Source organism: Enterobacter cloacae subsp. cloacae ATCC 13047 (assembly GCF_000025565.1).
GTDB classification, from domain to species: Bacteria; Pseudomonadota; Gammaproteobacteria; order Enterobacterales; family Enterobacteriaceae; genus Enterobacter; species Enterobacter cloacae.
In genome coordinates this window covers 482849-508831 of record NC_014121.1, presented here as the reverse complement: position 1 = coordinate 508831, position 25983 = coordinate 482849, and the positions used below count along the sequence as shown (strand labels likewise).

23 protein-coding genes, 3 pseudogenes and 2 riboswitches are annotated in these 25983 nt (G+C 48.0%); of the genes and pseudogenes, 7 read left to right on the top strand and 19 right to left on the bottom strand.

All coding sequences use genetic code 11. The annotated features are described in order from the left end of the window. Positions 1 to 18: 18 nt before the first annotated feature. From ECL_RS02440 to ECL_RS27930, 6 genes and pseudogenes are all read right to left on the bottom strand, one after another. Positions 19 to 315 carry a hypothetical protein gene (locus ECL_RS02440; RefSeq protein ID WP_013095233.1) on the bottom strand — a complete coding sequence of 99 codons (297 nt, stop codon included), beginning with the start codon at positions 313 to 315 and terminating at the stop codon, positions 19 to 21. Between the two features lie 123 nt (positions 316 to 438). Further along, positions 439 to 801, bottom strand: coding sequence for a hypothetical protein (locus tag ECL_RS02435; protein ID WP_013095232.1), 363 nt, complete (start codon positions 799 to 801; stop codon positions 439 to 441). An 82-nt stretch (positions 802 to 883) separates the two neighbouring features. Beyond that, entirely contained in the window at positions 884 to 1273 is a 390-nt protein-coding gene (locus ECL_RS02430; protein WP_013095231.1) for a hypothetical protein, read from the bottom strand. Positions 1274 to 1559: 286 nt separating this feature from the next. Further along, a complete protein-coding gene (locus ECL_RS02425; RefSeq protein WP_099725561.1) occupies positions 1560 to 2006 on the bottom strand; it encodes a hypothetical protein in 447 nt (148 codons plus the stop codon). A 73-nt stretch (positions 2007 to 2079) separates the two neighbouring features. Continuing rightward, complete coding sequence (locus tag ECL_RS02420) at positions 2080 to 2964, bottom strand: integrase domain-containing protein (protein WP_013095229.1); 885 nt, start codon at positions 2962 to 2964, stop codon at positions 2080 to 2082. A 2328-nt stretch (positions 2965 to 5292) separates the two neighbouring features. Further along, positions 5293 to 5385, bottom strand: a pseudogene (locus ECL_RS27930) (plasmid SOS inhibition protein A); the annotation flags it as partial. A gap of 400 nt (positions 5386 to 5785) precedes the next feature. Continuing rightward, a riboswitch (Fluoride riboswitch) is annotated at positions 5786 to 5860 on the top strand. A gap of 293 nt (positions 5861 to 6153) precedes the next feature. Between ECL_RS27930 and ECL_RS27925 the strand changes: the two are divergent. From ECL_RS27925 to ECL_RS02405, 3 genes and pseudogenes are all read left to right on the top strand, one after another. Next, positions 6154 to 6285 (top strand): annotated as a pseudogene (locus ECL_RS27925) (phosphopyruvate hydratase); the annotation flags it as partial. Between the two features lie 152 nt (positions 6286 to 6437). Then, entirely contained in the window at positions 6438 to 7133 is a 696-nt protein-coding gene (locus tag ECL_RS02410; RefSeq protein ID WP_237707065.1) for a 2,3-bisphosphoglycerate-dependent phosphoglycerate mutase, read from the top strand. Between the two features lie 21 nt (positions 7134 to 7154). Continuing rightward, on the top strand, positions 7155 to 8123 hold the full coding sequence (locus tag ECL_RS02405) for an IS5-like element IS903B family transposase (protein ID WP_013087110.1): 969 nt from the start codon (positions 7155 to 7157) through the stop codon (positions 8121 to 8123). Between the two features lie 559 nt (positions 8124 to 8682). On the opposite strand, the gene ECL_RS02400 is transcribed toward ECL_RS02405, so the two are convergent. The 7 genes from ECL_RS02400 to ECL_RS02370 all read right to left on the bottom strand — a co-directional run bounded on the left by ECL_RS02400 (position 8683) and on the right by ECL_RS02370 (position 15885). Next, positions 8683 to 10191, bottom strand: a complete 1509-nt coding sequence (locus ECL_RS02400) for a MutS-related protein (RefSeq protein ID WP_013095225.1) — start codon at positions 10189 to 10191, stop codon at positions 8683 to 8685. Continuing rightward, entirely contained in the window at positions 10188 to 11726 is a 1539-nt protein-coding gene (locus ECL_RS02395; RefSeq protein WP_044158959.1) for a MutS-related protein, read from the bottom strand. The genes ECL_RS02400 and ECL_RS02395 overlap by 4 nt, the downstream gene beginning before the upstream one ends. Before the next feature lie 262 nt (positions 11727 to 11988). Next, positions 11989 to 12408: a universal stress protein gene (locus ECL_RS02390; protein ID WP_013095222.1), complete on the bottom strand. Its 420-nt coding sequence runs from the start codon at positions 12406 to 12408 to the stop codon at positions 11989 to 11991. A gap of 369 nt (positions 12409 to 12777) precedes the next feature. Further along, on the bottom strand, positions 12778 to 13167 hold the full coding sequence (gene crcB / locus ECL_RS02385) for a fluoride efflux transporter CrcB (protein WP_044158961.1): 390 nt from the start codon (positions 13165 to 13167) through the stop codon (positions 12778 to 12780). Between the two features lie 81 nt (positions 13168 to 13248). After that, positions 13249 to 14538, bottom strand: a complete 1290-nt coding sequence (eno, locus tag ECL_RS02380) for a phosphopyruvate hydratase (RefSeq protein ID WP_013095220.1) — start codon at positions 14536 to 14538, stop codon at positions 13249 to 13251. A 16-nt stretch (positions 14539 to 14554) separates the two neighbouring features. Next, positions 14555 to 14980 carry an adenine nucleotide alpha hydrolase family protein gene (locus tag ECL_RS02375; RefSeq protein WP_013095219.1) on the bottom strand — a complete coding sequence of 142 codons (426 nt, stop codon included), beginning with the start codon at positions 14978 to 14980 and terminating at the stop codon, positions 14555 to 14557. Continuing rightward, the gene (locus tag ECL_RS02370; protein WP_013095218.1) at positions 14977 to 15885 is read right to left on the bottom strand and encodes a DHHA2 domain-containing protein; all 909 of its coding nucleotides are present in this window, start codon (positions 15883 to 15885) and stop codon (positions 14977 to 14979) included. The genes ECL_RS02375 and ECL_RS02370 overlap by 4 nt, the downstream gene beginning before the upstream one ends. A 77-nt stretch (positions 15886 to 15962) precedes the next feature. Next, a riboswitch (Fluoride riboswitch) is annotated at positions 15963 to 16031 on the bottom strand. 301 nt (positions 16032 to 16332) lie between these two features. On the opposite strand from ECL_RS02370, the gene nhaA reads away from it, so the two are divergent. After that, positions 16333 to 17490 (top strand): Na+/H+ antiporter NhaA, encoded by a 1158-nt coding sequence (gene nhaA, locus ECL_RS02365; protein ID WP_013095215.1) that lies wholly within the window; start codon positions 16333 to 16335, stop codon positions 17488 to 17490. Between the two features lie 60 nt (positions 17491 to 17550). On the opposite strand, the gene ECL_RS02360 is transcribed toward nhaA, so the two are convergent. Beyond that, entirely contained in the window at positions 17551 to 19209 is a 1659-nt protein-coding gene (locus ECL_RS02360; RefSeq protein WP_013095214.1) for an FAD-dependent oxidoreductase, read from the bottom strand. Between the two features lie 161 nt (positions 19210 to 19370). On the opposite strand from ECL_RS02360, the gene ECL_RS02355 reads away from it, so the two are divergent. Further along, complete coding sequence (locus ECL_RS02355; RefSeq protein WP_013095213.1) at positions 19371 to 19721, top strand: ArsR/SmtB family transcription factor; 351 nt, start codon at positions 19371 to 19373, stop codon at positions 19719 to 19721. Positions 19722 to 20023: 302 nt separating this feature from the next. Here ECL_RS02355 and ECL_RS02350 read toward each other — a convergent pair whose 3' ends face one another. Further along, positions 20024 to 20500 (bottom strand): Dps family protein, encoded by a 477-nt coding sequence (locus ECL_RS02350; protein WP_013095212.1) that lies wholly within the window; start codon positions 20498 to 20500, stop codon positions 20024 to 20026. Between the two features lie 113 nt (positions 20501 to 20613). Continuing rightward, positions 20614 to 20964 carry a PaaI family thioesterase gene (locus ECL_RS27610; RefSeq protein ID WP_227522476.1) on the bottom strand — a complete coding sequence of 117 codons (351 nt, stop codon included), beginning with the start codon at positions 20962 to 20964 and terminating at the stop codon, positions 20614 to 20616. 186 nt (positions 20965 to 21150) lie between these two features. On the opposite strand from ECL_RS27610, the pseudogene ECL_RS02340 reads away from it, so the two are divergent. Next, positions 21151 to 22333 (top strand): annotated as a pseudogene (locus ECL_RS02340) (IS3 family transposase). A 147-nt stretch (positions 22334 to 22480) separates the two neighbouring features. Here ECL_RS02340 and ECL_RS02335 read toward each other — a convergent pair. The 3 genes from ECL_RS02335 to ECL_RS02325 all read right to left on the bottom strand — a co-directional run bounded on the left by ECL_RS02335 (position 22481) and on the right by ECL_RS02325 (position 23750). Then, complete coding sequence (locus tag ECL_RS02335) at positions 22481 to 22942, bottom strand: NifB/NifX family molybdenum-iron cluster-binding protein (protein ID WP_013095208.1); 462 nt, start codon at positions 22940 to 22942, stop codon at positions 22481 to 22483. Then, positions 22917 to 23237, bottom strand: a complete 321-nt coding sequence (locus tag ECL_RS02330; RefSeq protein WP_001137910.1) for a DUF134 domain-containing protein — start codon at positions 23235 to 23237, stop codon at positions 22917 to 22919. Before ECL_RS02330 ends, ECL_RS02335 begins: the two co-directional genes overlap by 26 nt. 285 nt (positions 23238 to 23522) lie before the next feature. Next, the gene (locus tag ECL_RS02325; RefSeq protein ID WP_007372650.1) at positions 23523 to 23750 is read right to left on the bottom strand and encodes a hypothetical protein; all 228 of its coding nucleotides are present in this window, start codon (positions 23748 to 23750) and stop codon (positions 23523 to 23525) included. Positions 23751 to 24502: 752 nt separating this feature from the next. On the opposite strand from ECL_RS02325, the gene ECL_RS02320 reads away from it, so the two are divergent. After that, complete coding sequence (locus ECL_RS02320; RefSeq protein WP_013095207.1) at positions 24503 to 25981, top strand: SulP family inorganic anion transporter; 1479 nt, start codon at positions 24503 to 24505, stop codon at positions 25979 to 25981. Positions 25982 to 25983 lie beyond the last annotated feature (2 nt).

Sequence of the window (25983 nt, the reverse complement as noted above, 5' to 3'; positions counted from 1 at the left end):
GGAGGTCAGTGTGTTGTATCAGTCAAAACGGTAACGTAAATCAGCCAGCTGCTGCGCCATCCGGCGACCAGCATTCATTGCCTGACGCGAGGAGGCAAACCGTCCTGCGGTTGCACAACGTTGATAGGTCCAGTCTTTCGGACTGTAACCGGTTCGTCGGGAAATTATGGCTGTGAATCCGTTACCATCCGGGATCACTTCCGGCCGGAAGCTGCTGTGCCCCGACTGATTGGTGAACCATTCTTTCTTACGTTGATTAAGTGACTCAGAAACGTGCGCCAGAGCTGAAGCCGCTTTTGATGCAAGGATGAGCATTATACTCATGGTATGTCTCCGTTGGTTAAGGCGGAGACACCTTCACCGCTATGCGGGGGGTTATCCCCGCATGGGTGAGTTATCAGTAATCGAATATCCGTCGTAAAAAATCAGATATTGTCGTTAAACGCCGGACCAGTTAGCCAGTCCACGTTCGGTGCCCAGCTTAAAACCGTAGCACCATGCGTTAGTGTCGCCTTCAGCGTCGAAGCGTTTTCCCGTCAGGACAACATCATCGACAAACTGACGAAGAGAGTCTGGAATCAGATTCATTTCCTGGGCCTCACCAACAACACTGGCAAGGTGGATTGTCTGGCTGCAGCGTTCCGGAAAACCATCCAGATCGATGCTGTCCGGGATGCCGCAAATGTTCAGCGCTGTAGCGCTCTGTAACAGCCCTTCAATCTCCGACATCACCGAAATGAACCCGGTCTTTGAATGGATGCTGGCAGCAAGGACATCAACAGTAATAGCAAAAGCAGTCATCAAAGGTTCCTTATAAAACGTGGAACCCTGCCCTGTCGGGAGCGGAGTCCTGTGGGAGAAGTGAGTGAAATGTACAGCGTTATCAGCAATGAGCAGTCGCCCTGGACTCCAGTGCGGCTGCGTCGCTGAATCCATTCTGACAGCCTTCCTGCCACTGCGTGGCGTCGAGCTGCATCCCGGTAAAATGAAGGCGGTTGATGAACCAGCGTGGCCAGCGAACCTTTAGTCCGTAATACTCGCGTTCTCCGAAGAAAAAGGCGGCATGGTAGACCGAGAATTCCGTCAGCAACACTGATGCTTCGTCCTTCTGATATGAACGGGCAAGCTCCAGCTCACGAACAACAAGCAGTAATGACTTCGCATCACCGGTGAACCAGAAAAACCATTCAGCAATCAGCGTTTTTGGTGCAATGAAGCACACAAAGCGATCGGCAAAAACAGCAACAAAGTAAACAATATGAAGAAAGGTCATGGCGGCATTTCCTGAATAAAAAAGGGAAACGACCACCCGATACGGGAAGCGTTGTCCCGTGGGATGAAAAATCTGGAAGAATAAGTTGAATGGACCTTAACCTGGTTATCAGGTCCCTGTTTGCAAAGGTTAAACAGGTTTGAACCACCCGAAGGCGCCACCTCTCAGGTTGTGGTGGCATTGGCATGGATTACCCGAAGGCGTTCGTCTCAAATCCACCGAACATTGGCAGTTGTCGTGATGACAACGGTTAGCAAAATTATCGTACGACAGGCTTGATGATTGTTCAACAGGTACTTAAGTACCATTGAACAAAATCCTTTAAGAAGCGGGTATCGGACTCTTCAACATAGGTGGTGAGAAAAGTTTCTGCATATGTGTCAAGTACATCCTGAGCAACTACTGTCCCACCTGTCACTGCCATGTTCCACTTTTTATCACCCAGTACCTGTTTACATTGCTCAAAAATATCATCAAGGCACTTAACTCTATGATCAGGAATCAGTCCAAGAAGTTTATATTCCATTAATCTTTCAGTAACTAAAAAAGTAGTCCGGGAAACATGCTCAAAAGAGAAGTAACTATCACCCTTACCATCGATGGCAAAGAGAATGGAGTATGCATGCAACAATTTCAAACGCCCTTCAATTTCTGATACGAGTGAAATAAAATCAAAAAATGAAGCCCTATTAGCCACTTTAACTAACCTGGATACTTTAAGTACATTCATCATAACCCCTGCCATCAATGAGTGAGAATAATTTAATTTCAATAAAACTTAGTGATAGCGTTCAACACGTTGGCTGCTATGATTTTGTCTTGCTATAAATCCTCGCTACATAATGTCCACGACCATCACCGTGACCTAAATCCATAGAAGCAAGAGCCTGAGCTTCTTTTACACTGAAGCCGTGTTCTAAATATAATCCGATCACATCTTGTGTATAAGCGTACCTGAGGCTATGAGGAGCAAACTCTCCAACCATTCCCGCTTCACGTACGATATTTCTGTATCGCTCAATGGCAAGGTGTAAGGAAGGTTTATCGATGAGTTTTCCATTATGTTCTGCTGTGTACTTCAAAGCGGAAGATAATAATTTTAATGTCTCTTCACGCTTAATAATTGTCGTGTCCCTGGGCCTTCCACCTTTCGTCCCAAAAACCACTCTGATTTTATTCTCTCCGTTCTGCAAAGCCTTTTTCCATGTCGAAAGTGATTTAACCGACTGGATCGTTTCCTCTGTTCGTAAACCGAGGAGACGAGAGAGTTGAATGGCAACAGCCACGCCTTCATCTTTCTCCTTAACTAACGAAAGTACAGAATCAAGATGTTCATCGGTGATGGCCACTTTTGTTCCATCACGACTTGTTCCGGAGATGTTCAATGCTTCATTGCTCAGTTTTTCGTGAGACGGATCGGCCATAAACGTTTTTCCCGCAACACGTAACAAAGAACGAATGGCGGACATTTCATTTTGCAGGGTGCGTTTTGATATGTCTTCCGCAAGACGGCTGCGAACATATAATTCAACATGCCCTGTTTTAATATTTTTAATGTCCCTAATCTGAATATTAAGACTTTGCAACCGGGCAGCAAATCTGTCGGCTATTTTCATCCGATCGGCAACAGTCTTAAAACTTCCACCTGCCTGTCTGGCAAGTGTTTTCAAATTTTTATTCAATTTAGCCATTACAGCTTCTCCTCATAAAAAGGTGACAGAGCTTTTCCGTCTGAGTGAACGGAAAAGCTTTGTCACCGGCTGCACTGAAGTTACAGACGATGGTATTTCACCCCGATGGCACGGTTACGGTTGCGCTTCCTGCGACTCGGCAGACATCTGTGCATCGGGGCGGCGAAATGTTGAGTTATTGCAAGGCTCCCCAGGTCTCTGACCTGTTCGCGGCTTTCGCCGGGCTGATATTCATCAGACTGCCTCCACACACCAGCTGCTCGCCGGTGTCGCCATCGATGTCGTGCCGATTTCTCCTTAAATGAAGTGAAGTCCTGACGCATAAGCGTGTTGAAGGACGTTGGTTAATTTGCGTTAAAACGTATGAGAGGACGTCTTTAAGGTCGTAAAACCCTTAGTTACGTGTTGTTCAGTTGGTACGAAAACGTTGAAAACCACGTCGTACGTGGGTTGAGACGTAGTGCGCTGCGCGCGTCACTTGGTACTCGTTTCACTCGAACGCAAGTGACGCCGCGCTCCTCTGCTCTCAATGCAGTCGTGGAAGATGCCCAAATGTTTCAAATGGTCATACCCACGCCGCAAAGTTTGCAACCGGAATTCAGCGTCTGAACGAAAGAGGAAACGTTGGCGAGAACCACCATTGAGATGAAAAGGCCATAAACAGGCATTGTAAGTAAAAGGACCTTCGTCGCTATACGACCTCCGTTTTCAAAGGTTAAACGGAGTTACCGCCCGAAGGCTCCGTCTCTCAGGTCATGACGGTTTTGGCAAGCAATCACCCGAAGGCGTCCCTCTCAGATTGCAGGGACATTGGCATGTTGCTTTACGCAACGGTATAACGGAGCCATGTTAGATCAGAGTGCGATCCTTTATCAAGGTTACAACAGCAAAAAGCAAAGTTAGTATGTTCCGAAATTAAATCATGAAGGAGCAGTTTACGTTCGGATTCGATATCTTGAGACTATTTTGTCTTGCATGTACTCGGTGAAATACATTATCTCAGGATAAATAAATTCTTTAGTCAAACTATATAAATTCAATCCTCCCGAACTTCATCAATTTTTTCTTTAGGAATAACTATTTTTAATAACCATGAATTTCCCCTTTAAATCTGAAAGGCTTACCCCATCGATTTGCGATATTGTATCAAAAAGGTTCGCAGGATAAGCCTCATCATTAATCCCATTTAAAAATAGCGATACACCCCTGATTTTTCACTCATTGATTTATAGGTAGTTGTTTTATTATAGCTTGATGTTCATTAAACATGTCGACATTATCTTAATTTCCGCTGCAGTTGGAGCCCATTTCGCCCTAGAACAATTTCAAAGATTAAAGAAAAGGCTTCAAGAAATTTATTTCAGACACACTGAGACCCAATATCTTCAAATAAAAAAATTAAAGTTTTTATTTTATTTTTAGCCCAACCTTAAATTATAATAAATTAAGAGAAATTTACATTTTCAAGATAGTCATCAATCTTTTTAAAAGAACCACATCAAAAGGGTCAGCGATATAATTTTCATAATTCACCCCATAAAAATGACAGCTTTTATAATACACTTCTTAGCAAAAATTTCGCTCTACTTGAATTACTCCAAGAAATTTCGAACTTTGCATTACATCTAATTTACTATCTGGAACATCCCAAGTCATGAAAGCAGCAGCATCAGTTAGCTCATCTGAATTTTTTCTGTAGCAAAATACAGAGCAACTAATGGGCTTTTTTCCAGTCTATAACCTTGTCGATAAACCATAGCGTTACGCAGCCACATGAAGATCATTTTCATTCATAGTATACTCGCTGATAATATTTACATCAGTGATCTGTTCCCAGTTGTTCGTGTCAACGCAAAGCCTCTTCTCCTGCCTTACGGCGGGTAAACTGCTACTCTGATGTTGTCGAGACATAGAGTTGGCCCTGTGATGCGCCTCCTTTCATTCACCCAGAGTAGCCCCCAGCGGTCGGGAAGTTCATCAATGGTAATGACATCCTCCAGACACAGAAAATAACAAAAATCGCCCATCCCCCCACTGCCCTGTGGGGTTTCAGCCGGTCACGCAGAAAATCTGCCCGTGACACTTTCACCTACACCACCACGCTGGCCGCTTTGAATCCCCGCCGGCAGCCCCATGCGTCTGCCTGTTCGTTTTCCCTTAACGCGCCGACTTCGATAAAGGCAACATTGCCCACTGACCGCCCCTGCTTTCGGTGCGAAGCGACCAGCGACGGGCAATGTCTGCCAGTTCCATATGTATCATATGCCCTCCAAGCTGGTTCAGCTTGGAGGGCACGCGCCAGCGGTCAGCCGCACGCTGGCCGTCAGGCTACTCCTCCACCGCGTCCTGGTGCCACCTGAGTTCCGCCAGCGAGGGAAAGCGCCTGCGCCACTGCCAGAACATCGATGCCAGTTCGTCCGACCAGCGCGAATACTATGCTCCCACCATTTCCGGCGACTGAACACTCAGATCAGCCCGCGCGACCAGGCTCTGATGCAGCATGGCCTCATGGCACCAGCGTTTATCTTCCTTCCGCTGTACCTTGTGCTAGCGCAGATTCACGCGTTTTTCCGCACGGGGCTGGTTACGCCAGACCACATCCGGGAACAGACACTGCTGCACCACCTCCGACAGGGGCGAAAGGTGAATGATGATTTTCGTCCGCGAATGGATAACTCATCAGGATATTCACCAATTTTTTTTCGTTCTGCGGGAGAGCGAATATCAAGTTAACAATACCTGCCTGTTTCCCGTTGTAACACATCGCTGATATGGCATGCCGTAATAAATATTGATTTCAGAGAAAGTCTCATTTAAGCTCAATCCATAAGGTGATGGTGCTCCACCTTTCCCAACCGCCAGTACTTTCAAACTGGATGATGACGCCTGATATACAATATCGCTGTTTCCTTTTAAGCATGTATGTCAGGTGTTTCTATGCGAAATTCAGACAATTTCTTCTCATTCCACAAAACGCCCTTGTCAAAATGTTCTCTTTTCATTCATGTTATTGGGCTGCGCTACACTGTCTGTAGTGTTCCAGCTTCGGCCGACCCGCTTAACCACATCGGCGGACCAGCCCCCCATTATCGTCCAGGAAAATTCACCTGCTCGACCACGAAGAATCAAGAAACCATCACCACATTACGTGAAATTTCGGACCTGAATAATGACGCATTCGTTTGCGAACTTCGTTACAGTCGTCTAAAAACTGGTGCCCCCTGCGGCAGAGAGCGCATTGAAAAATACAATCAGTTGAAGCGTATTGAAAACGCTATGGGTGAGGCGGCAGTCTTTATCGGTAAGCCAGCCTTTAAAAAAGCCAGTCCTGTACCTACCCCATACCTTCGATCTGGGGGCTATAAGGAGGTCCTCTGTGAATCCTAAAATACTCTTACTATCAACGGTCATCGGAATACTGACAACTTGTCTGGTTTTCCTAATCTCAGATGTATTTTTTTCCGCACTTCCTGATGATTACGTGGCAATCGCTATTGCCCTTTTCATCGGGAGTAGCAGCCATTTGCTGGTCCGCCATTTTCTCAGCAGAACATCGAAAAAAAAAGGTTATTAAACGTGGATGCCAGGAAAACCCTGGCAATTTATTGATACGTACTATTAACAACAACGGGTTCTGGGTCATGGGAAAAATAATTTTGCTCCGACATGGCGAAAGTGAATGGAATCAGCAAAATCGTTTTACAGGATGGACAGACGTTACGCTGACCAGGAGAGGAGAAGAAGAAGCCCGACATGCAGCCAGGCTCATAAAACAGGCTGGTATACAGATAGATTCAGCCTGTACATCTGTTCTCAACCGGGCAATACATTCACTTTGGTTGATAATGGAGACACTGAACCTGTTATGGCTGCCAGTGAGTAAAACCTGGCGGTTGAATGAACGTCATTATGGCGCCCTGCAAGGGATGAGGAAAGATGAAGCGGCACAACAAATGGGCGAGGAACTGGTGTATCACTGGCGAAAAAGTTACCGAGGTATTCCGCCTTTGCTTGCGGCAGCCCCACAACTTCTCCATCGCGAAGCCCGCTATCACCATATTGCTCTGTCAGATCTCCCAAAAGGTGAAAGTCTTGAGATGGCACTACGAAGAGTTATACCTTACTGGCAGCATGTCATCGCTCCCCGCGTCGTCAGCGGGCTTTGTTGAATAAATCGAACTTTTGCTGAGTTGAAGGATCAGATCACGTATCTTCCCGACAACGCAGACCGTTCCGTGGCAAAGCAAAAGTTCAAAATCACCAACTGGCCCACCTACAATAAAGCCCTCATCAACCGTGGCTCCATAACTTTCTGGCTGGATGATGAAGCTATTCAGGCCTGGTATGAGTCAGCAACACCTTCTTCACGAGGCAGACCTCAGCGCTATTCTGACCTTGCCATCACTACTGTGCTGGTCATTAAACGCGTATTCAGGCTGACCCTGCGGGCTGCGCAGGGCTTTATTGATTCCATTTTTTCTCTGATGAACGTTCCGCTACGCTGCCCGGATTACAGCTGTGTCAGCAGGCGGGCAAAGTCGGTTAATGTCAGTTTCAAAACGCCCACCCGGGGTGAAATCGCACACCTGGTAATTGATTCCACCGGGCTGAAGGTCTTCGGTGAAGGCGAGTGGAAAGTCAAAAAGCATGGCCAGGAACGCCGCCGTATCTGGCGTAAGCTGCATCTCGCCGTTGACAGTAAAACACATGAAATCATCTGCGCTGACCTGTCGCTGAACAACGTTACGGACTCAGAGGCCTTCCCCGGGTTAATCCGGCAAACCCACCGGAAAATCAGGTCAGCCGCCGCCGATGGCGCTTACGATACCCGGCTATGTCACGATGAACTGCGGCGTAAGAAAATCAGCGCGCTTATCCCTCCCCGAAAAGGTGCGGGTTACTGGCCCGGTGAATATGCAGACCGTAACCGTGCAGTGGCTAATCAGCGAATGACCGGGAGTAATGCGCGGTGGAAATGGACAACAGATTACAACCGTCGCTCGATAGCGGAAACGGCGATGTACCGGGTAAAACAGCTGTTCGGGGGTTCACTGACGCTGCGTGACTACGATGGTCAGGTTGCGGAGGCTATGGCCCTGGTACGAGCGCTGAACAAAATGACGAAAGCAGGTATACCTGAAAGCGTGCGTATTGCCTGAAAACACAACCCGCTACGGGGGAGACTTACCCGAAATCTGATTTATTCAACAAAGCCTCGTCAGCGGAGAAACATTATTACTGATCGGCCATGCCAATATGCTTCGGGCTCTGACAATGTACCTTGAGCAGACAGACGAAAATAATGTAATGGATCTGCATATCCCTACGGGTGTCCCAGTCCTTTATGAAATGAGCGAAGACAAAACCATCAGTGGTCGCTATATACTGGAGTAAGTTACGATATTCTGTGGGTTTAAGTGTTTTATTTATAATTCATTATTAGCAATGATTATCTGTGTATCACTAGTATGTGTCCATATGTTGCCGGACCGTTCCACCGTGCCCCAGTGTGGAGTTTTTATGTTACCACTGGATTGTATGGTGGTATGACAATGCTCTCCACTTTTCCTTCTGAAGACGAGGCATTTAATCAGAACAGCAATTCTTTTATTAATAACACCATTCTATCGATTCACTACTGATGAAAGCGGCTGGCCATTTAATGATGGCAATGCTTTAAAAACACATCCCTGTTCTGTTTTTATCAGGAACAGAGGATCATGCAAGCTCATCAGATGTAAAAACCGCCTGATATAAGTCTTCACCAAAGCTAGTATCCATCGGTGCTCCCTCCTCGATCCTGAACGTCCTTTCACCATCGTCTCGTCTTTCAGCACACAGATATTCGGTATCTGGATGGAATTCCTGATAAAACGCGCAGGCAAACTCTGAACAATGGGTAACAAAAAAAATTTTTACCCTGCTCTCTGCAAGCGCCATCACAATCCCCCTGATAATATCAGCCCCTTCCCGGCTGTTGGTCGCTGAAAACGACTCATTGAACAGGACAAGATCGTCTTGTTCCAGAAGATCAACGATATCGCGCATACGCAGGAGCTCTTCATCCAGTTTTCCACTAACCATAGAGCTATCCTCTTCACACTTATAGTGAGTAAAGATTTGACCGCAAATATCGGTACAGAAATACTCAGCCACGACAAACATTCCACTTTGCATCATTATCTGTGCCAGTCCAATACTACGTAAAAAGGTAGACTTCCCGCCCTGATTTGCACCGGTAATAATGAATGTGTTTTTATTATCAGTCTTTAATGTATTGCCGACGATATTCTTGTCTGATGTAAGCCCCAGACAAACATCATACAACGATTCAAAAACCAGACGACGCTCTCGTTTATATACAGGAACAGGGAAACACTGGGGTAAATTGCGTTTATTTAATTCTTCAGCAAGGTTAATACAGCACACATAAAATCCTAGCTCTGCACGCAGTGATTTGAAAAAATTCCGTAAATGCTCTGTAGACTGCGCCATTGCACTAGCAACCAGTACCAGTCCCTCATCCCGTAAATCGCTAAGTGCTCTGAAGCCATTTTCATCACGAGGGGCTATTTGAACCGAGTAATGTTCAGGTCTCCTTGAGAAAATGCGCCTGAACCAGCACTTATCCGGCGAGTTGGGTTCTCTGAGAATATACTCGTCTCCACGACTTCCCGGACCAAGCTTGGCACTCATTAATACGCCTCTTTTGAAGTCCATCTGTTTAAGATGTTCTTCTATACCCCTCAGATAATCCTCATTCAGTTCCTGGATAATCATCTTCAGGAGGCGAGTCATTCCGGATGACTCAAAAAAATAAATATTTTTTTCAGCAATAGCTCTGACTTTCTTTAAATTTTCAAGGAAAAATCTAGTGAAGGAAATTGACTGATGAAGCATTGCTGAGGGGGAATGACCAAATACAATGTAGTGAAGTTTTTCTTTCTCCATCGTCAGGCACTCAAGAACCGCCTGATAAAATTCCCTGATAATATTTGAGTTATAAAGACAGTCACGCAAAATAGCCTGTCTGTACTCAATACACGGAACGTCAGCAAGCGACTGAGAACAGGCTTTTTTGACCACTGAATATAAAAACTCATCCCCAGCAGAAAGACTCTGGAATAATACATCCAACCCCAGATCTCTCACCTGGATATTGAAATTATCCGGGAAAATATCATCCAAAACAAAATCAGCATCTTTATACATCAGATATACGTTCATCCATTCACCTCCCCTTTTATTTTTTCATATGTCAGACCATACTTCTGAACCAATGTCGCTGACCACGCCACGCCATCCGAAGGTTTTCTGGCAATCCTGTAGGTTCGTGAAGCCCTTTCATCATTTTCCACCGTACTCATCATACTGACGATAGCCCGATCCAGTCTGGTGAGTTCATCGATAAAAGTCACACATACACAAAGTGCATCCAGCATCACTATTTTTTTAATAATTTGGGTTCCAAGGTATAACGCGTCGTGTGAAGTTGTTGAGGTAAAAATCTCATTCATGATAATAAGGCTTTTTGATGTAGCCACATCAAGTATAGATTTGATCCGTACAAGGTCGTCATACAATTTACCCCTAAGATTATGAATATTTTCGCTTTTTTCAAAATGAGTAAAAATATTATCGACCAGAAACAAATTCGCATCCTCTGCGGGAACGTATAGCCCCAGCAAAGCCAGATAGTGCAACTGTCCGATCATTCTGGCAAATGTGGTTTTCCCTCCCTGATTAGGGCCAGAAACAACTAAAATGCGTTCACATTCCCGCAACTGAAAATCATTACATACTACATTCTCTTTTTTCTTCAGAAGTGAATAAGCAAGAGCCAGATCAAATCCGTTGGTGACTGTTATATTTTTATTATTAACATTTATCTCAGGAATACAAAATGATAATCCGGCGTTCTGAAAGTTGCGGAAATATTCGATGCTGGCCAGATAAAACTGGATTTCACGTTCAAAAATGTTCAGTGTATGACTCTGATAATCGCTTCTGGTTTCAATAAATGTATCGAGCTCAGAAAAAACAGACGGAAAAAGTCTGGCAACGCACTCCAGAATTCTGGCTTCAACATTAGTCATGACAGTGTCATGACTCTTAAAATCAAGTTTAACCGTTACATCACGTTGTTTGAATTTTGAGAAAACATTAATAATCTTATCGCTATAGTTTATTTCATCTGCATGGTGTTCCACATTGATTGTGTCACCTTTAATTCTGAGATTATAGCGAATTCCCTCAAGATTATCTTTTATCCGGTTTGCCATTGCGGATAAACTTTTAAAATTCTCACTATCAATGTACCCGGAAAGATAATTTCTAAAATTTGTCATACCGGACGACCCAAGTAACAACGAGCTTAAATGCTCCCGAAGTTTTGTAACCGACTGACAATAAAGTAGTATACACTCAAGTTCCCAGCGTCTTTGCTGATAATGATAGTACCGGTACTCCTTTTCCCCTGAAATCTCTCTAATTTTCTGCATGTCAGATGAGAATTCCTTTATAGCACTATAGAGATTTTCATTTCCAACATCCTGAATTATACCCTGCCGATAGTAGATATCGTCAAGATATTCTAATGGTGAATAAAAAAATGGTTTAATATTATACACTTCCCGACCATGAGTTATCGAAGTGATAACTTTATCAAGGTTTAAATCAGCAAAACATGCAGGTTCATTTTTTCTGAGTGTATGCTGACGGTTTCCGTCGAGTGTGGCATACAATATGCTTATAAATTCCATCTTTTCTCCAGACTGACTTTATTGCCATATTATCTATTGAATATAAAAATCATTTACATTCACATATTAAATTGCATGACATGCTAAAATGGTCACAGTATAAAAATGGAGGCTATCATGGATTATTTAATAACGACGTTAATTCTCCTTTCACTGGGCCTGATTTGTGTTTTTGCTTTCTCGCTATGGTCACTGAACCGAACTTCTCGTAAAAAAAACAAAAGGAAATAGATCTGTTGCGTACCATCCAATGAAAATAGTCTCATTTACGGGTAACTGTTACCGGGCAAGGGGCATGGTCCACCACCTGTCGAGCAACTGAACCCAACAACCACTGAGAAAACTGTTTTTTTCCTCTGTGACCGACCACAATATGATCGATACCATGACCATCGGCATAATGCAGAATCTGTTCTGCCGGATGCCCTGTGGCAATATGTAATCGAGGTTTTTTTTTCATTTCCGGATACTGTTTCCTCAGATTTCTCATCCTCTGATAGAAGTAGGATTGTGTCCGACTCACAAAATCCAGCATCTCAACCTCACCGCCAAACTCAGTTAAGTGACAAACAGCCATAACATACAATTCGCTGTTAAAATGATGAGCAAGTTCAAAGGCGAAATCCATAGCCTCTTTTGCAGACTCCGAACCATCATAGGCAATCAGAATTTTTGTAATCATGATATTACCCTCTCCGGTTTCATCTCTGTTTACGGTGCCTACTGGAAAGCTTTTTCTTTCTTAGGCTTCATCATTTTTTACAACTGACATGGTGGTACAGAGCAAACTTTCCCGACTGGCTGAAGCAGGCCATCAAAACATTTGAATCCTTTGCGAGGCGCTAAACATTTAACCCGTTATCGTTTCTTGTTTCAGCGTTACTGGCGTCCGCCTTTCGCTCTAAAGGGGCATATTTTTATGTTCTACCTGAACGGGTAATCATCGTTAAAGCCGGCAGGAAGCCATTCTCCCTCAGCCCTGTCCGGCAGACCTAGTATTCAGTGCAGAGCAGGTCAAATCTGTAACTTGACCAGAGCTGCATTGTAAGTTTTATGCAAGTAATGTTATCAGGTAAAAACCCGCCGCGGTCATGAGCAGCGACCCTACCACGTGCACCAGTACGGAAGTGAGGGCCCACAAGTAATTTCCCACCTGCAATAATGTGAAGACCTCTACAGAGAATGTTGAAAAGGTGGTAAGCCCACCACACAGACCGGTAACGATCAGCAGTTTCCAGGCAGGATCCAACTGAGGGTTGCGCATAAAATAGGCCATTGCGGCACCGATGATAAAAGCCCCCAGCAGGTTAACCACCAGCGTTCCGGGCGGAAGTGAAGGAAAGAAACTGTTGAGCTTAACCCCAAAAAACCAGCGAATGACACACCCCACAGCCCCGCCAATCATAATTGCTGACAACTGACCCAATGCCCGACTCCCCATCTCAGATGAATATAATTTCGAAACCAGGATGTATGCCGGATTTAACCGGCATACATCCTTCAGATGCCGTTATGATTTCGGTCAACCCCGGCGAACAAATGCCTTGATACCCGCATAACGGGCTTCACTGCCCAGATCCTGCTCAATGCGCATAAGTTGATTGTATTTTTCAATACGTTCACCACGGCAGGGCGCGCCGGTTTTCAGATGCCCCGCCCGCAATGCCACCGTCATGTCGGCGATAAATGTGTCCATAGTTTCACCGCTGCGGTGCGAAATAAAAGCGCCCCATCCGTGTTCATGACACAGTGAAACCGCGTCGAACGTCTCGCTCAGTGTGCCAATCTGGTTGAGTTTGATGAGCGCCGCGCTGGCCAGCTTTTCTTCAATACCCCGGCGGATATACTTCACATTCGTTACGAAAAGGTCATCACCGACCAGTTCGGTACGGCCGCCCAGTTTATTATGCAGGTATTTCCAGCCAGCCCAGTCATCCTCGGCGAGTCCGTCTTCAAGCAGGACAATGGGGAACTGGTTCATCAGTTCACCATAATAATCCGTCATCTCTTCAGAGCTCAGGGCGCTGCTTTCGGTGCGAAGGTGATATTTCCCGTCGCGGTAAAATTCGCTGGATGCCGGGTCCATACAGATACTGATATCTTCCCCCGGCCGGTAACCGGCTTTCTCAATTGCCTGGACAATGAATTCCAGCGGCTCACGGTTCGAGGAGACGGCCGGGGCAAATCCCCCTTCATCACCCACCGCGGCGGAGAGGTTACGGGACAGAAGGATCTGGCGCAGAGCCTGATAGACCTCGCTGCCCTGACGAACGGCCTCTGCCAGCGTTGGCGCACCGTGCGGCGCTATCATGAATTCCTGAAAATCGGCGCCCTGACCACGGGCATGAACGCCACCGTTAATAATATTCATGCACGGAACGGGCAGAAGGCTGGCATTAAGCCCTCCAAGATAGCGGTAAAGCGGCTGACGGGTGACCTGAGCAGCCAGTCTGGCCACCGCCAGAGAAACACCCAGAATGGCATTGGCGCCGAGCCGACTTTTGTTCTCAGTGCCGTCCAGCTCCCGCATCAGATTATCCAGTCGCCGCTGCTCCCGCACATCTGTTCCCCTGACGGTGTCGCAGATTTCTGTATCCACGGCCTTAACGGCATCACGGACCCCTTTCCCGCCAAAACGAGTGGCATCGCCATCACGGCGTTCGGTCGCCTCGCGTGAGCCGGTGCTGGCGCCAGACGGTACCGATGCCCGGGCCATCATTCCGTCAGAAGTAAAAGCGTCCACTTCAACAGTGGGATTACCGCGAGAGTCGAGAATTTCACGGGCAGTAACTTTTTCCAGTATAAAGCTCATATAAATCTCCAGTGGTTCAGTTTGGAATGTGTTTAATCAGAACGTCGACGTTAAGATGGTTAATGTATTCAGCAGAACGGGATGTCAGCGCCCCCATAAAACGATTACGGTGACCTGCAATCACCAGGTCCACACCGGTGTCGGTGATGCATTTCTGTACATCTTCAAAACGCCGCATGGTGACCAGTTCACGTGCGTCAACGTGTTCGGCCACAGAGGACGTCAGTTCACTGAACAGCGCCTTCACCTGAACAACATCTTTTGATACGGCATCGTCCATCAGGCCGTCCGATACGTAGTTCATCTCCCGATAGTCATTGCAGATATGAGCAAGAGTGATTTTCATTTGCAGCAGGCGGGATAGCGTTGCCGCCAGTGCGAGAAGGGTAACGCCATCCTCTTTCCCCTGAACAAGAACAAGTGCATGTGTGTAGATTTTCATGGCTGTCTCCGGCTTTGACTGAGGAAGTGCTCCAGCCAGGGCAGAAGCTGTTTCTTCCGGCTGACCATGCCCGGTACGGAGCATGATGTTATGTTGCCACTCTCCGGCCCGGCGAAATACAGTGTTGAAAAGCATTCCTGGATATCAGTCACCATCAGCACGATAAGTCCGGCTCCGGTTGTCACCGCCATCTGCGCCATCGCATTTTGCAGTTCATCCAGTAGGGGAGCGACCTGTTCAGGTGAGTTGACCTCCAGTTGTGCGATACGCACATCCGTGCCAGCGAGCGAAAAGGCCTTCAGGTCTTTATTCAGAAGCTGCTCTGCTGACTGTCCGCTGATGTCGGTTTTGGCGGTCATGAGCCCATGAGCAAATGCCCTGCGTTTTATCCCCGACAGGACGCAGAGTTCAGTGGCTGTACGGATATCGTCTTCCGTCGTGGTGGGTGAGCACAGATTAATGGTGTCGCTGAGCAGCGCGCCAAGAAGCAGGGTTGCGTGAGTCGGGGGCATCGTGCGGCGCATTTCTGCATCCATCAGCAGCCAGAGTACTGTCGCGCTGCTGCCTGCCGGTTTTATCCAGACCTCCGGCGGCAGTTGCGTGACCAGACCGCCAAGCCGGTGATGGTCGATAATCCCGATGATATTGCTCTGGAGGAGATCAGCAGGCCCCTGTGCCGGTTCGGTAAAATCGACCAGCCATACCGGTTCACCTTTCAGTGGAATATCCAGCAGGGGCGGCAGGGAGAGCCCGGCAGCTTCAAAAATATAGCGTGTCTCAGGATTCGCTTCACCGGGCCGCCAGGCACGGGCAGGACGGTTACACCGGTTGAGCCAGCCCGCCGTCACGGCTGCGGTGCAGACAGCGTCGCTGTCAGGGTTAAGATGACCAAAAACATTAATCAAAGATGTATCCCCGTTAAGGGAAGTACACAGGCCGGAAGGATTTATCGACGGCCTGACATACCTCCTGAAAATCAAGAGTCATATCAGGCGTCATCAGCCCCGGACGGGGCGGTTGGGAAAGGTGGAACGCCATCACCTTTAAAAACATCATAGATCAACGCCTCTGGAAAGTCAGCAGGCCAATGCTTTTTCTTGTGCCCATGGATGCGCATAACTGAAGACGGTAAGGTGTACGGCATTTACCGGAATTTACGCGCATTACAACGGCTCAGGTTAACGCTTGTGATAAAATAGTTTATTATCAATCACTTCAGGTGAATTATGTCATGCAAGCAAGCCTGAGAATGTCATCCGCCAGGTGTCTTCAGGGACAGATCCACGTTTTCCGTATTTCTGTCAGTAAGAAACAGCCAGGTATCAACTTTCTGAAAGGAGGCGACACATTCCATGAGCGCAAATAAAAAAAAGCTTAACGGAGTTGTCAGAGGGTTTATCAGCTCGCCGGCGGCGGGCGGTATTATACTGATCCTCGCGTCTGTAGCAGCCATCGTGGTGGCCAACTCTCCCCTGCTTGAGGGATATGAATCACTGCTGAAATACAAAACTGTCGGGCTTTCCACGGAGCACTGGGTCAACGACGGGCTGATGGCCATCTTTTTTCTCTTTGTCGGTCTCGAGATTAAGCGGGAGCTTCTCGTTGGTCAACTGGCAACATGGAGCCAGCGCGCCCTACCGGGTTTTGCGGCGCTGGGAGGCGTTGCCGTGCCGGCACTGATTTATGCCGGGTTTAATGCCAGCAATGCAGAAACGCTTCGCGGATGGGCCATCCCGGCTGCGACGGACATTGCGTTCGCGCTCGGTGTGCTGACTTTGCTGGGAAGGAGGGTTCCGGCGTCGCTGAAGATTTTTCTCTCTGCCCTGGCCATCCTTGATGACATGGGAGCCGTAGCGATTATTGCAATTTTTTATACCAGTCATATTTCACTCATGATGCTGGGCGGCGCTATGGTAACCGCACTGATGATGTTCATGATGAACAGAGCTGGCCTGAAGCGACTGCTTCCCTACCTCGTTGCAGGCTGCCTGATGTGGTTTTTTATGCTGCAGTCGGGGGTTCATGCTACGGTGGCTGGTATTCTGGTGGCCCTCTTCATCCCGCTGAAAACAGACAGCACTTCCGGTTCACCGCTGGAGCGACTTGAACATGGTCTTGAGCCGTGGGTGGTTTTCCTTATTCTGCCGGTGTTTGGTTTCGCGAATGCAGGCGTATCGCTCACAGGCCTGACCGCAGAGGATCTTCTGTCACCCGTGCCAGTTGGTGTGGCCACGGGACTCTTCCTGGGTAAGCAGGTGGGCGTTTTTGGCCTTTCGCTGCTCGCTGTCGGTCTGGGGCTGGCCCAAAAACCGAAAAACAGCTCGTGGCTGCAGATATACGGCGTCTCTGTTCTGTGTGGAATTGGTTTTACCATGAGCCTTTTCATTGGCAACCTTGCATTTGCGGAAAGCCAGTTACTCATAGATGAAGTGAAAGTCGGCGTACTGGTGGGATCAGTTCTGTCTGCGTTGACTGGGGCGCTTATCATGTTGCTCCCGCGTCAGCGTTGAGATGTAACAAATGCTGAGAATACGGAAAGATGACGTGCCATATAGATGGCACGTCATCTGTTATTTATTCATCGACGCCATAACCGCTTTCCAGGTTATAAAACCACCGCTCAGATTATATGCCCGGAAGCCGTGAGCCTGCAGAATACGGTATGCCACATGCCCGCGCAGGCCACTCTGACACCCGATAAAAATCTCTTTATCTTTAGGTAATTTTTCAAGATTCTCCCGCAGGGAATCCAGAGGGATGGATAGTGCATCAGGATATTCACCAAATTGTTTCAGTTCTGCAGGAGAGCGAATATCAAGGAAACAATAACTGCCCGGTTCCCGTTGTAACACATCGCTGGCATGACAGATGACCGTATCTCCTTTAATTACATTTGCCGCCACCATTCCAGCCTGGTTAACAACGTCCCTTGCACTGTTAAAAGGAGGAGCATAAGTAAGCTCAAGATGCTCGAGATCGTTGACGGTAAGCCCCGCGCGCTGTGCGACAGCCAGGACATCGATGCGTTTATCTACCCCTTTTTTTCCTGACGCCTGGGCTCCGAGAATTTTACCGGTGTCAGGGCTGAACAGCAGTTTCAGACTGATCATCGTTGCTCCCGGGTAGTAACTGGCATGATCAGCGGCATGGACGTAAACCTTCTCGTATCGGGTACCATGGGCTTTCAACTGTTTTTCATTCGCACCGACACTGCCAATACTCAGCGAAAATACCTTACAAATGGATGTACCCTGACTGCCATGGTAAAGGCTGTGACGTTCAAGCATGTTATCAGCAGCAATACGTCCCTGGCGGTTGGCTGGCCCTGCCAGAGGAACATTAGCGGGTTCCTGAAAGACAAGGTCAGGAGTTTCAACAGCATCCCCCACGGCGTAGATGTCAGGGATACTGGTCTGCATACAGGCATTGACACTGATGCCTCCCCGTTTCCCCACTGCGAGCCCGGCTCCTGTGGCAAGGGTATTCTCAGGTTTTACCCCGATGGCGAGAATAACCATGTCGGTTTGCAGAAACTCACCGTCAGAAAGTGCAACGCGGAATCCCGTTTCTGTCCGCAGTACCTCGTTGAGTGCCGTTCTGAGACGCAGATCCACGCCATGACTCCTGATTTCCTGATGCAGGGCCGATGCCATTTCAGGATCAACCGGAGCCATAACCTGTTCCCCCATCTCCAGCAGGGTCACACTGATCCCTCTTTCGCTCAGTGCCTCCATCACTTCGAGCCCGATAAATCCCCCGCCGACAAGCGTGGTGTGAGCGACGTTATGTTGCTCAATCCACGCCTGGATAGCATCCATGTCAGTAAGATTTCGCAGCGTAAAGACCCCCTCTTCCTGTAGCCCGGGCAAAGGGGGGACAACCGGAGCGGCGCCGGTACTGAGGAGCAAACGATCCCACTCTTCGCTATAGACCTCCCCTGAGGTCAGATTCTTAACCGTTACCGTTTTATTCACCGGGTCTACTGAGGTCACTTCATGATATATACGGACGTCTATGTTAAAACGGGATTTAAAATCCTCCGGGGTTTTGAGAATAAGTGACTGCCGTAACGGAATTTTCCCGCCTATATGGTAAGGCAATCCACAGTTGGCGAAGGAGACATTGCTTCCCCGCTCAAGCACAACAATGCTGACATCTTCTGACAATCGACGTGCCCTGGCTGCAGCGGATGCGCCGCCGGCGACACCACCAACAATCACTATTTTCATTAAATCCTCTCCGTTTACTGGGGGCAAAAATTCCTGCCAGATATAATCATTCACCCGGGCCAGCAAGACGCTGCAGACCTGACGAACACGGTGGCAAAATCATAGCGCCATTAGTATACTAAACTATATTATATAAAAATACATAATGTGAGAAATCAGCAATGCGCATGAATGAAGACACAAAACGTCAGACCGATATGAAAAATGCAGCCCTGGGGGCAGCAGATGTCTTACGGGGACTGGCCAACAGCGACCGGCTATTGTTGATGTGTCAGTTAAGCCAGGGGGAAGCGAATGTGACCGAGCTGGAAGCGGCGGTCGGTATCACTCAGCCGACCCTGTCTCAGCAGCTGGGTGTCATGCGCCGCCTGAAGCTGGTCGAGACCCGACGGGCAGGTAAAATGGTATATTACCGTATCGGGGATAACCGTATCATGACGTTGTTAAATACCTTATATGATCTCTACTGCCCGCAGGAAGACACCGGTAAAGAAAGCCATAACAACGAATAATGTGATCCTGCTTTCACCGCAAACCGTTTTATCAGTGGATCATTAACCCTGTTCAGGCTGTGCAGCGCCTTCCCCGTGCCTGGCCGGAGCCTGCGATACTGTAACGGGAAAGCGGCAGTGGTGCGGATATACCCGCCGCTGATGCCTGTCCGGACTGTATTTATCGCTCACGCAACAACTGGTTATATTATTGATTTTTAATGTTTTTTTCAGAAAAAAAGCCACGAGATCAAGGATGATACTGCACTGTCAGCAATGGCCTGTGGCTGATAAACCGTTTTTTCTGCTACCACCGGGTTACATTATTCAAGCAGGCTACGCAACATCCAGGCAGTTTTCTCATGCAACTGGATACGTTGTGTAAGCAGATCTGCTGTGGCTTCATCATTCGCATTATTAACGACCGGGAATAAAGAGCGTGCAGTTTTAACCACGGTCTCCTGGCCCTGGACAAGATTTTCAATCATGTTTTTTGCTGCCGGAATATCCTTGTCTTCATTAACCGCTGTTAAACGTGAAAATTCATGATATGTGCCGGGCGCGAAGCATCCGAGCGAGCGTATACGTTCAGCGATATCATCAACGGCAGTGGCCAGCTCATTGTATTGATTTTCAAACATTAAATGTAAGCTGTTAAACATGGGGCCAGTTACATTCCAGTGATAGTAATGTGTTTTTATATACAGGGTATAGGTGTCAGCAAGAAGCCGGGCCAGGCCGTCTGCAATCTCCACTCGGGATGATTCAGCAATACCAATATCAATGATTTGTTTACTCATAACTACCTCTTACATTGTTTCAGTGGGATATACGATGTGCCATTATTCTTTCCGGTCTGGGCAAAACAGCCTCAAATTTTTATAATAACCAGGTACACCTGTCGTCTGTCACACTAGCGATGTGCCAGAGCAATATCCTGCGACGGGACAATGAATTTCGCCGTGGCACGTGCCACTTTCTGCTGTCCCTTTGTCAGCCATGCTTCGAGCTGGTAAATCCCCCTGCGTTGCCCAAGCAGTCTGGCACATACCATCAGTTTTTCCCCGGTACAAACGGGTGAAATGAATCTGACCGTCAGTTCAGCCGTCAGGGCCTGCACACCCTGCATGAACAAACAATGAGTCATTGCTGCATCCAGCAGGGTACTCGTCATTCCTCCATGTAAAAGACCCGTATAGCCCTGATGCCTGTGATCGGCCGTGTAGTTCGCACATACAGAACCATTCGGGTGTTCTGAAAACATTAAGCTCACCGAATCAGGGTTGTTGTCGCGGGAACCACAGGCCATACAACAGGTATGGGCCTTTCTGGCATTAAGATAACAATTCATCTGTTTCTGTTCAGTGTCCGGTTGTACTGTAGTGGCACACTAAATTTGGCCACCTGATGAAAGGTGATATTCTCACCACAACACAAAACAGGTGACTTAATGAACAAGAAAACCAAACGAACCTTCCCCCCTGAGTTCAGGCTGGAATGTGCACAGCTGATTGTTGATAAGGGCTACTCATATCGACAGGCCAGTGAAGCGATGAATGTCGGTTCAACCACGCTTGAGAGCTGGGTACGCCAGCTCAGGCGAGAGCGCCAGGGGGATTACGCCCTCTGCCACACCCATTACTCCAGACCAGCAACGTATCCGCGAGCTGGAAAGCAAGTTCGCCGTCTGGAGGAACGAAAATACGATATTAAAAAAGGCTAACCGACGCTCTTAATGTCCGACTCGCTGAACGGTTCACGATAGCCGCCAGACTAAGTGACAGCCACACGGTTGTCAGCCTGTGTTCTGCTCTGGAAATACACCGCAGCAGTTACCGGTACTGGCGAAAACGACGCGATACGGTTAATCCGGCACGAGTCAGGTTGTGCAGCGAAATACGCCGGGCGTGGAACCAAAGTCGGGGCTCTGCGGGCGCGCGCACTCTGGCTGAAATGCTGACTCAAAACGGCGTCCCGATGAGCCGTTACCGTGCCGGGCGTCTGATGAAATATCTGAACCTGAGCAGTTGTCAGCCCGGAAAACATCAGTATAAAAATGCCCGTCAGGAGCATACCAGCCTGCCGAATCTGCTTGAGCGTCAGTTCGCAGTACCGGAGCCAGACCGGGTATGGTGTGGAGATATTACGTATCTCTGGGCAGGAAATCGCTGGTGCTATCTGGCGGTTGTTATGGATCTTTTTGCCCGCAGGGTTATCGGCTGGAGTCTGTCAGCGCATGCCGATACCGCACTGATAAGCAGTGCCCTGCGGATGGCCTATGAGACGCGTGGCCAACCCCGGGATGTCATGTTCCATAGCGACCAGGGAAGCCAGTATACAGGCCTTAAATATCAACAACTTCTCTGGCGTTGCAGAATAAATCAAAGCGTCAGTCGGCGGGGAAACTGCTGGGATAACAGCCCCATGGAACGCTTCTTCCGCAGTCTGAAAACAGAATGGGTGCCAACGAATGGTTACGCAGGCAAGGACGAGGCCCGGCAGCAAATTAATGATTACATATTGAACTACTACAACAGCGTCAGACCTCACCATTATAACGGTGGGCTGACGCCGGAAGAGTCAGAGAACAGGATACCATTTTTTACTGTAAAACTGTGGCCAGTATTACTTGACCACTACATACTGACGGGAGGCATCCGGAATTCAGTCAGATGGGGTTCTCATACCCGGCAGTCATTACTGCCTCCTCCACACATTCCGGCTCCTGGTTTATACACAATACGGGTCGGATAAAAATCACCACCCGTGATGAAATAAACTCAGGAATGGCAACAGCGCCCGTTTCCGTGATGATGCTGATGACCCCGCAGGCACGCATTTTCTGCTGTGTTCCCGTCAGAGTGACAGCATTTTTTCCCCTTCGCCTCATGGTTAAGGGACTGGCGTCCCTGCTCCGGCTTATTCAGTTCAGTCAGTACACGGGTATCCGGATCACATAGTTCAGTGAACAAACGACGGCCACAGTCAGTCTGGTACACCGCGATCTGATGCCCCAGTAATTTACCCAGCATCCGTTCCCCGATGTTACGGACCACAACGCGGCTGACCTGTTGTTGAACCAGAAGGTCAACCAGCTTCCGTTTACCTGAACAATCTGCGCCCAGCGCGGGATTCTCTGTCCGGCTGAGTTCCGCACCGCGCTTATCCACAAAAACAAGGTGACTCGCTTTGGTAAAATGATTCGCTACCCGGTCGTCATTCACTGGAATGGCTGTGATCATCTTGTGTAACTCCTTCCCTTTCAGAGTGCATTATTAAGGCCTTGCCCTGAGTGAGACAGTCCACAACCTTAAAACGGGCTGCTTTCAGGACATTGGCCAGTGTCTGCCTTGAAACCCCCATTGCAACAGCCGCTTCCTGCTGTTGCATGCCCAGTAAATCGACCAGTCGTAACGCTTCAAACTCATCTTCTTTTAAATGAACATGTTCAAGCTGGCTCATCGGTCGCGCATTGGGCTTAAAACAGGTATCCGCAGGGCGGCCACAAATGTTACGGGGAATTCTGGGTCTTGGCATGAAGGCTCCTTATTGGCATATGCCATATATACACTCGTAAAGTGGCATATGCAATATACTCTGCTCACCGGCGGAGGATTTTTTTGCTTTGCCCTTGAGTCTGTAAGTGTGTAGCAGAGCAGGGGAAGATGAAGGGAAGGAACGCGGATACTATCTGTGACTCAATTAAAGTGCTGACATCAGAGTTCAACGCTTGCAGTCTGAGACATCCGGAGTTTTCGGATATCTTAACGAAAATTCATCGTATCCGTAGCTGTAAATCCCCTGATACGATAAAGGTTCAGTTCACAGCAGAGTATTCGCAGCAGTTATAATTTCGTCATGCTTCAGGTCTCTGTCTGATGCTATGAAAATCTCACATTTCTTTCGTCCAACGGAGTGCATGCCGGAAAGCATGATTTTGAGATGAGCTTCTTCCCCGTTCGGGTATACGCGCCTGATGATATTGACTTCCCTCAGGGTTTTTACTAATTCAGCGGGTTGAGAGTTAAAGAAAACAAGTACATTTTTCATGCGATTATCCTGAGAAGACCACGGGAAGGATATCTGTTAAAAATAGATTAGATTCACATCACAGAAAAATAACGTCCTCCTGAAAAATCAGGGGGTAATATTCCGGTTAGCACCACTCGTAGCTCGAAAAGCGTCAAAATGATTTCCCTCTTCACTCGCTGTGTCTCTCTGTCACATTGTAAGTTCTGACAGCATCGCGACAGGTTTAATTAATAGCAAAAGTCCGCGATATCCCCTGTAACTGGCCATCTGAGGGAGATTTTTCAACCCTGCGGGAAAAGGTCGATGTTACAGGGGGCAGTTTAGATATAGAAAATTATTGTACGGTAAGACCGCTTTTTAATCAGCGTAGGGTATGTTCTGGAAACGTAATCGTTCTGATATCAAGACATGCATGCGGTTACCTTGATCACCGACAGTCATATTCTGGTGCCTGAACTGCCCATACGGAGCCTGTGCATTGATCGTGTTGTATTTTCGTTTATAGTAGAGAGACTCTGCATCCTGCAGAGCATGTGGTCAGCACTAAAGTACATTACGCTGGCTTATTCTGTTCACTAAGGGCTGAGTACCTGCTTTCGAGGATTTACCTGCTGATCATGCGCATTACGCCACCCTGAGTTTTTCCTTCCTCCGCCGTACTGAGCGAGCCTCAGAACGCACGCAATAACATCCCGTCTGCGGATGTGTTTTATCGTATTTGAAACTTATGTCCTCCGGGGCTAACTCCATCTAAAAATTGAGAAATTACTATGTTGCTGTCCTCGACGCGTAGGGACTGGCTGGGTAACGTCCGTGGTGACGTGCTGGCTGGTATTGTTGTCGCGCTCGCACTCATTCCTGAAGCGATCGCCTTTTCCATTATTGCCGGTGTTGATCCTCAGGTGGGACTTTACTCCGCCTTCTGTATCCCGCTGGTTATGGCCTTCTTTGGTGGTCGCCCGGCGATGATATCTTCATCCACGGGGGCAATGGCGCTCCTGATGGTGACCCTGGTGAAAGACCATGGTCTGCAGTACTTACTGGCGGCCTCCATACTGACCGGCGTATTCCAGCTGATAGCTGGCTATCTGAAGCTCGGCGGGCTTATGCGCTTCGTCTCACGCTCCGTGGTGACCGGATTCGTTAATGCACTCGCGATCCTGATTTTCATGGCGCAGCTACCTGAACTCACCAATGTGACCTGGCATGTTTATGCCATGACAGCAGGTGGTCTCGCCATCATCTACCTTTTCCCGTATCTGAATAAAACAATCCCCTCACCCCTTGTCTGTATCGTGGTGCTGACGGCGATTGCCATGTGGTTACATCTGGACGTTCGTACTGTCGGGGATATGGGCAAACTGCCTGACAGTCTGCCGGTCTTCCTGTTGCCAGATATCCCGCTGAATCTCGATACCCTCCTGATTATTCTCCCGTACTCCGCAGGCCTCGCCGTTGTAGGGTTACTGGAATCAATGATGACGGCCACTATTGTGGACGATATGACGGATACACCCAGTGACAAAAACAGGGAATGCAAGGCTCAGGGCATCGCCAATATCTGCACACCCTTTATCGGGGGAATGGCGGGCTGTGCAATGATTGGACAATCCGTTATTAACGTAAAATCTGGCGGGCGGGGCCGCCTTTCCACCCTTACTGCCGGTGTGGTCCTGCTGTGCATGGTGGTATTCCTCAGGGACCTGGTCTCCCAAATCCCTATGGCCGCACTGGTCGCCGTGATGATCATGGTTTCGATTGGTACCTTTTCATGGCGTTCAGTTGCAGATCTTAAAAGCCATCCAATTTCTACCAGCGTGGTGATGCTGGCAACGGTCGTGGTGGTGGTGGCCACTCATAATCTGGCATTCGGGGTACTGACTGGTGTCCTGATCGCTTCCCTGAATTTTGCCACTAAAGTGGCGCGTTTTCTGGTTGTCTCTTCAGAACTGAAGAAGGATACCCGGTTCTATAAGGTCACCGGACAGGTGTTTTTTGCCTCCGCCGACCGCTTTATGGCGTATTTTGATTTTCGCGAAGCGGTAGAGAAAGTTGTCATTGATGTTGCGCAAGCCCATTTCTGGGATATCACGTCTGTCAGCGCACTGGATAAGGTGGTGATTAAATTCCGCAGAGAAGGAACTGAAGTTGAGATCCGCGGGATGAACGAAGCAACCCGTACTATCGTTGATCGCTTTGGTGTTCACGATAAACCCGAAGAAGTCGAAAAACTGATGGGAGGTCATTAATG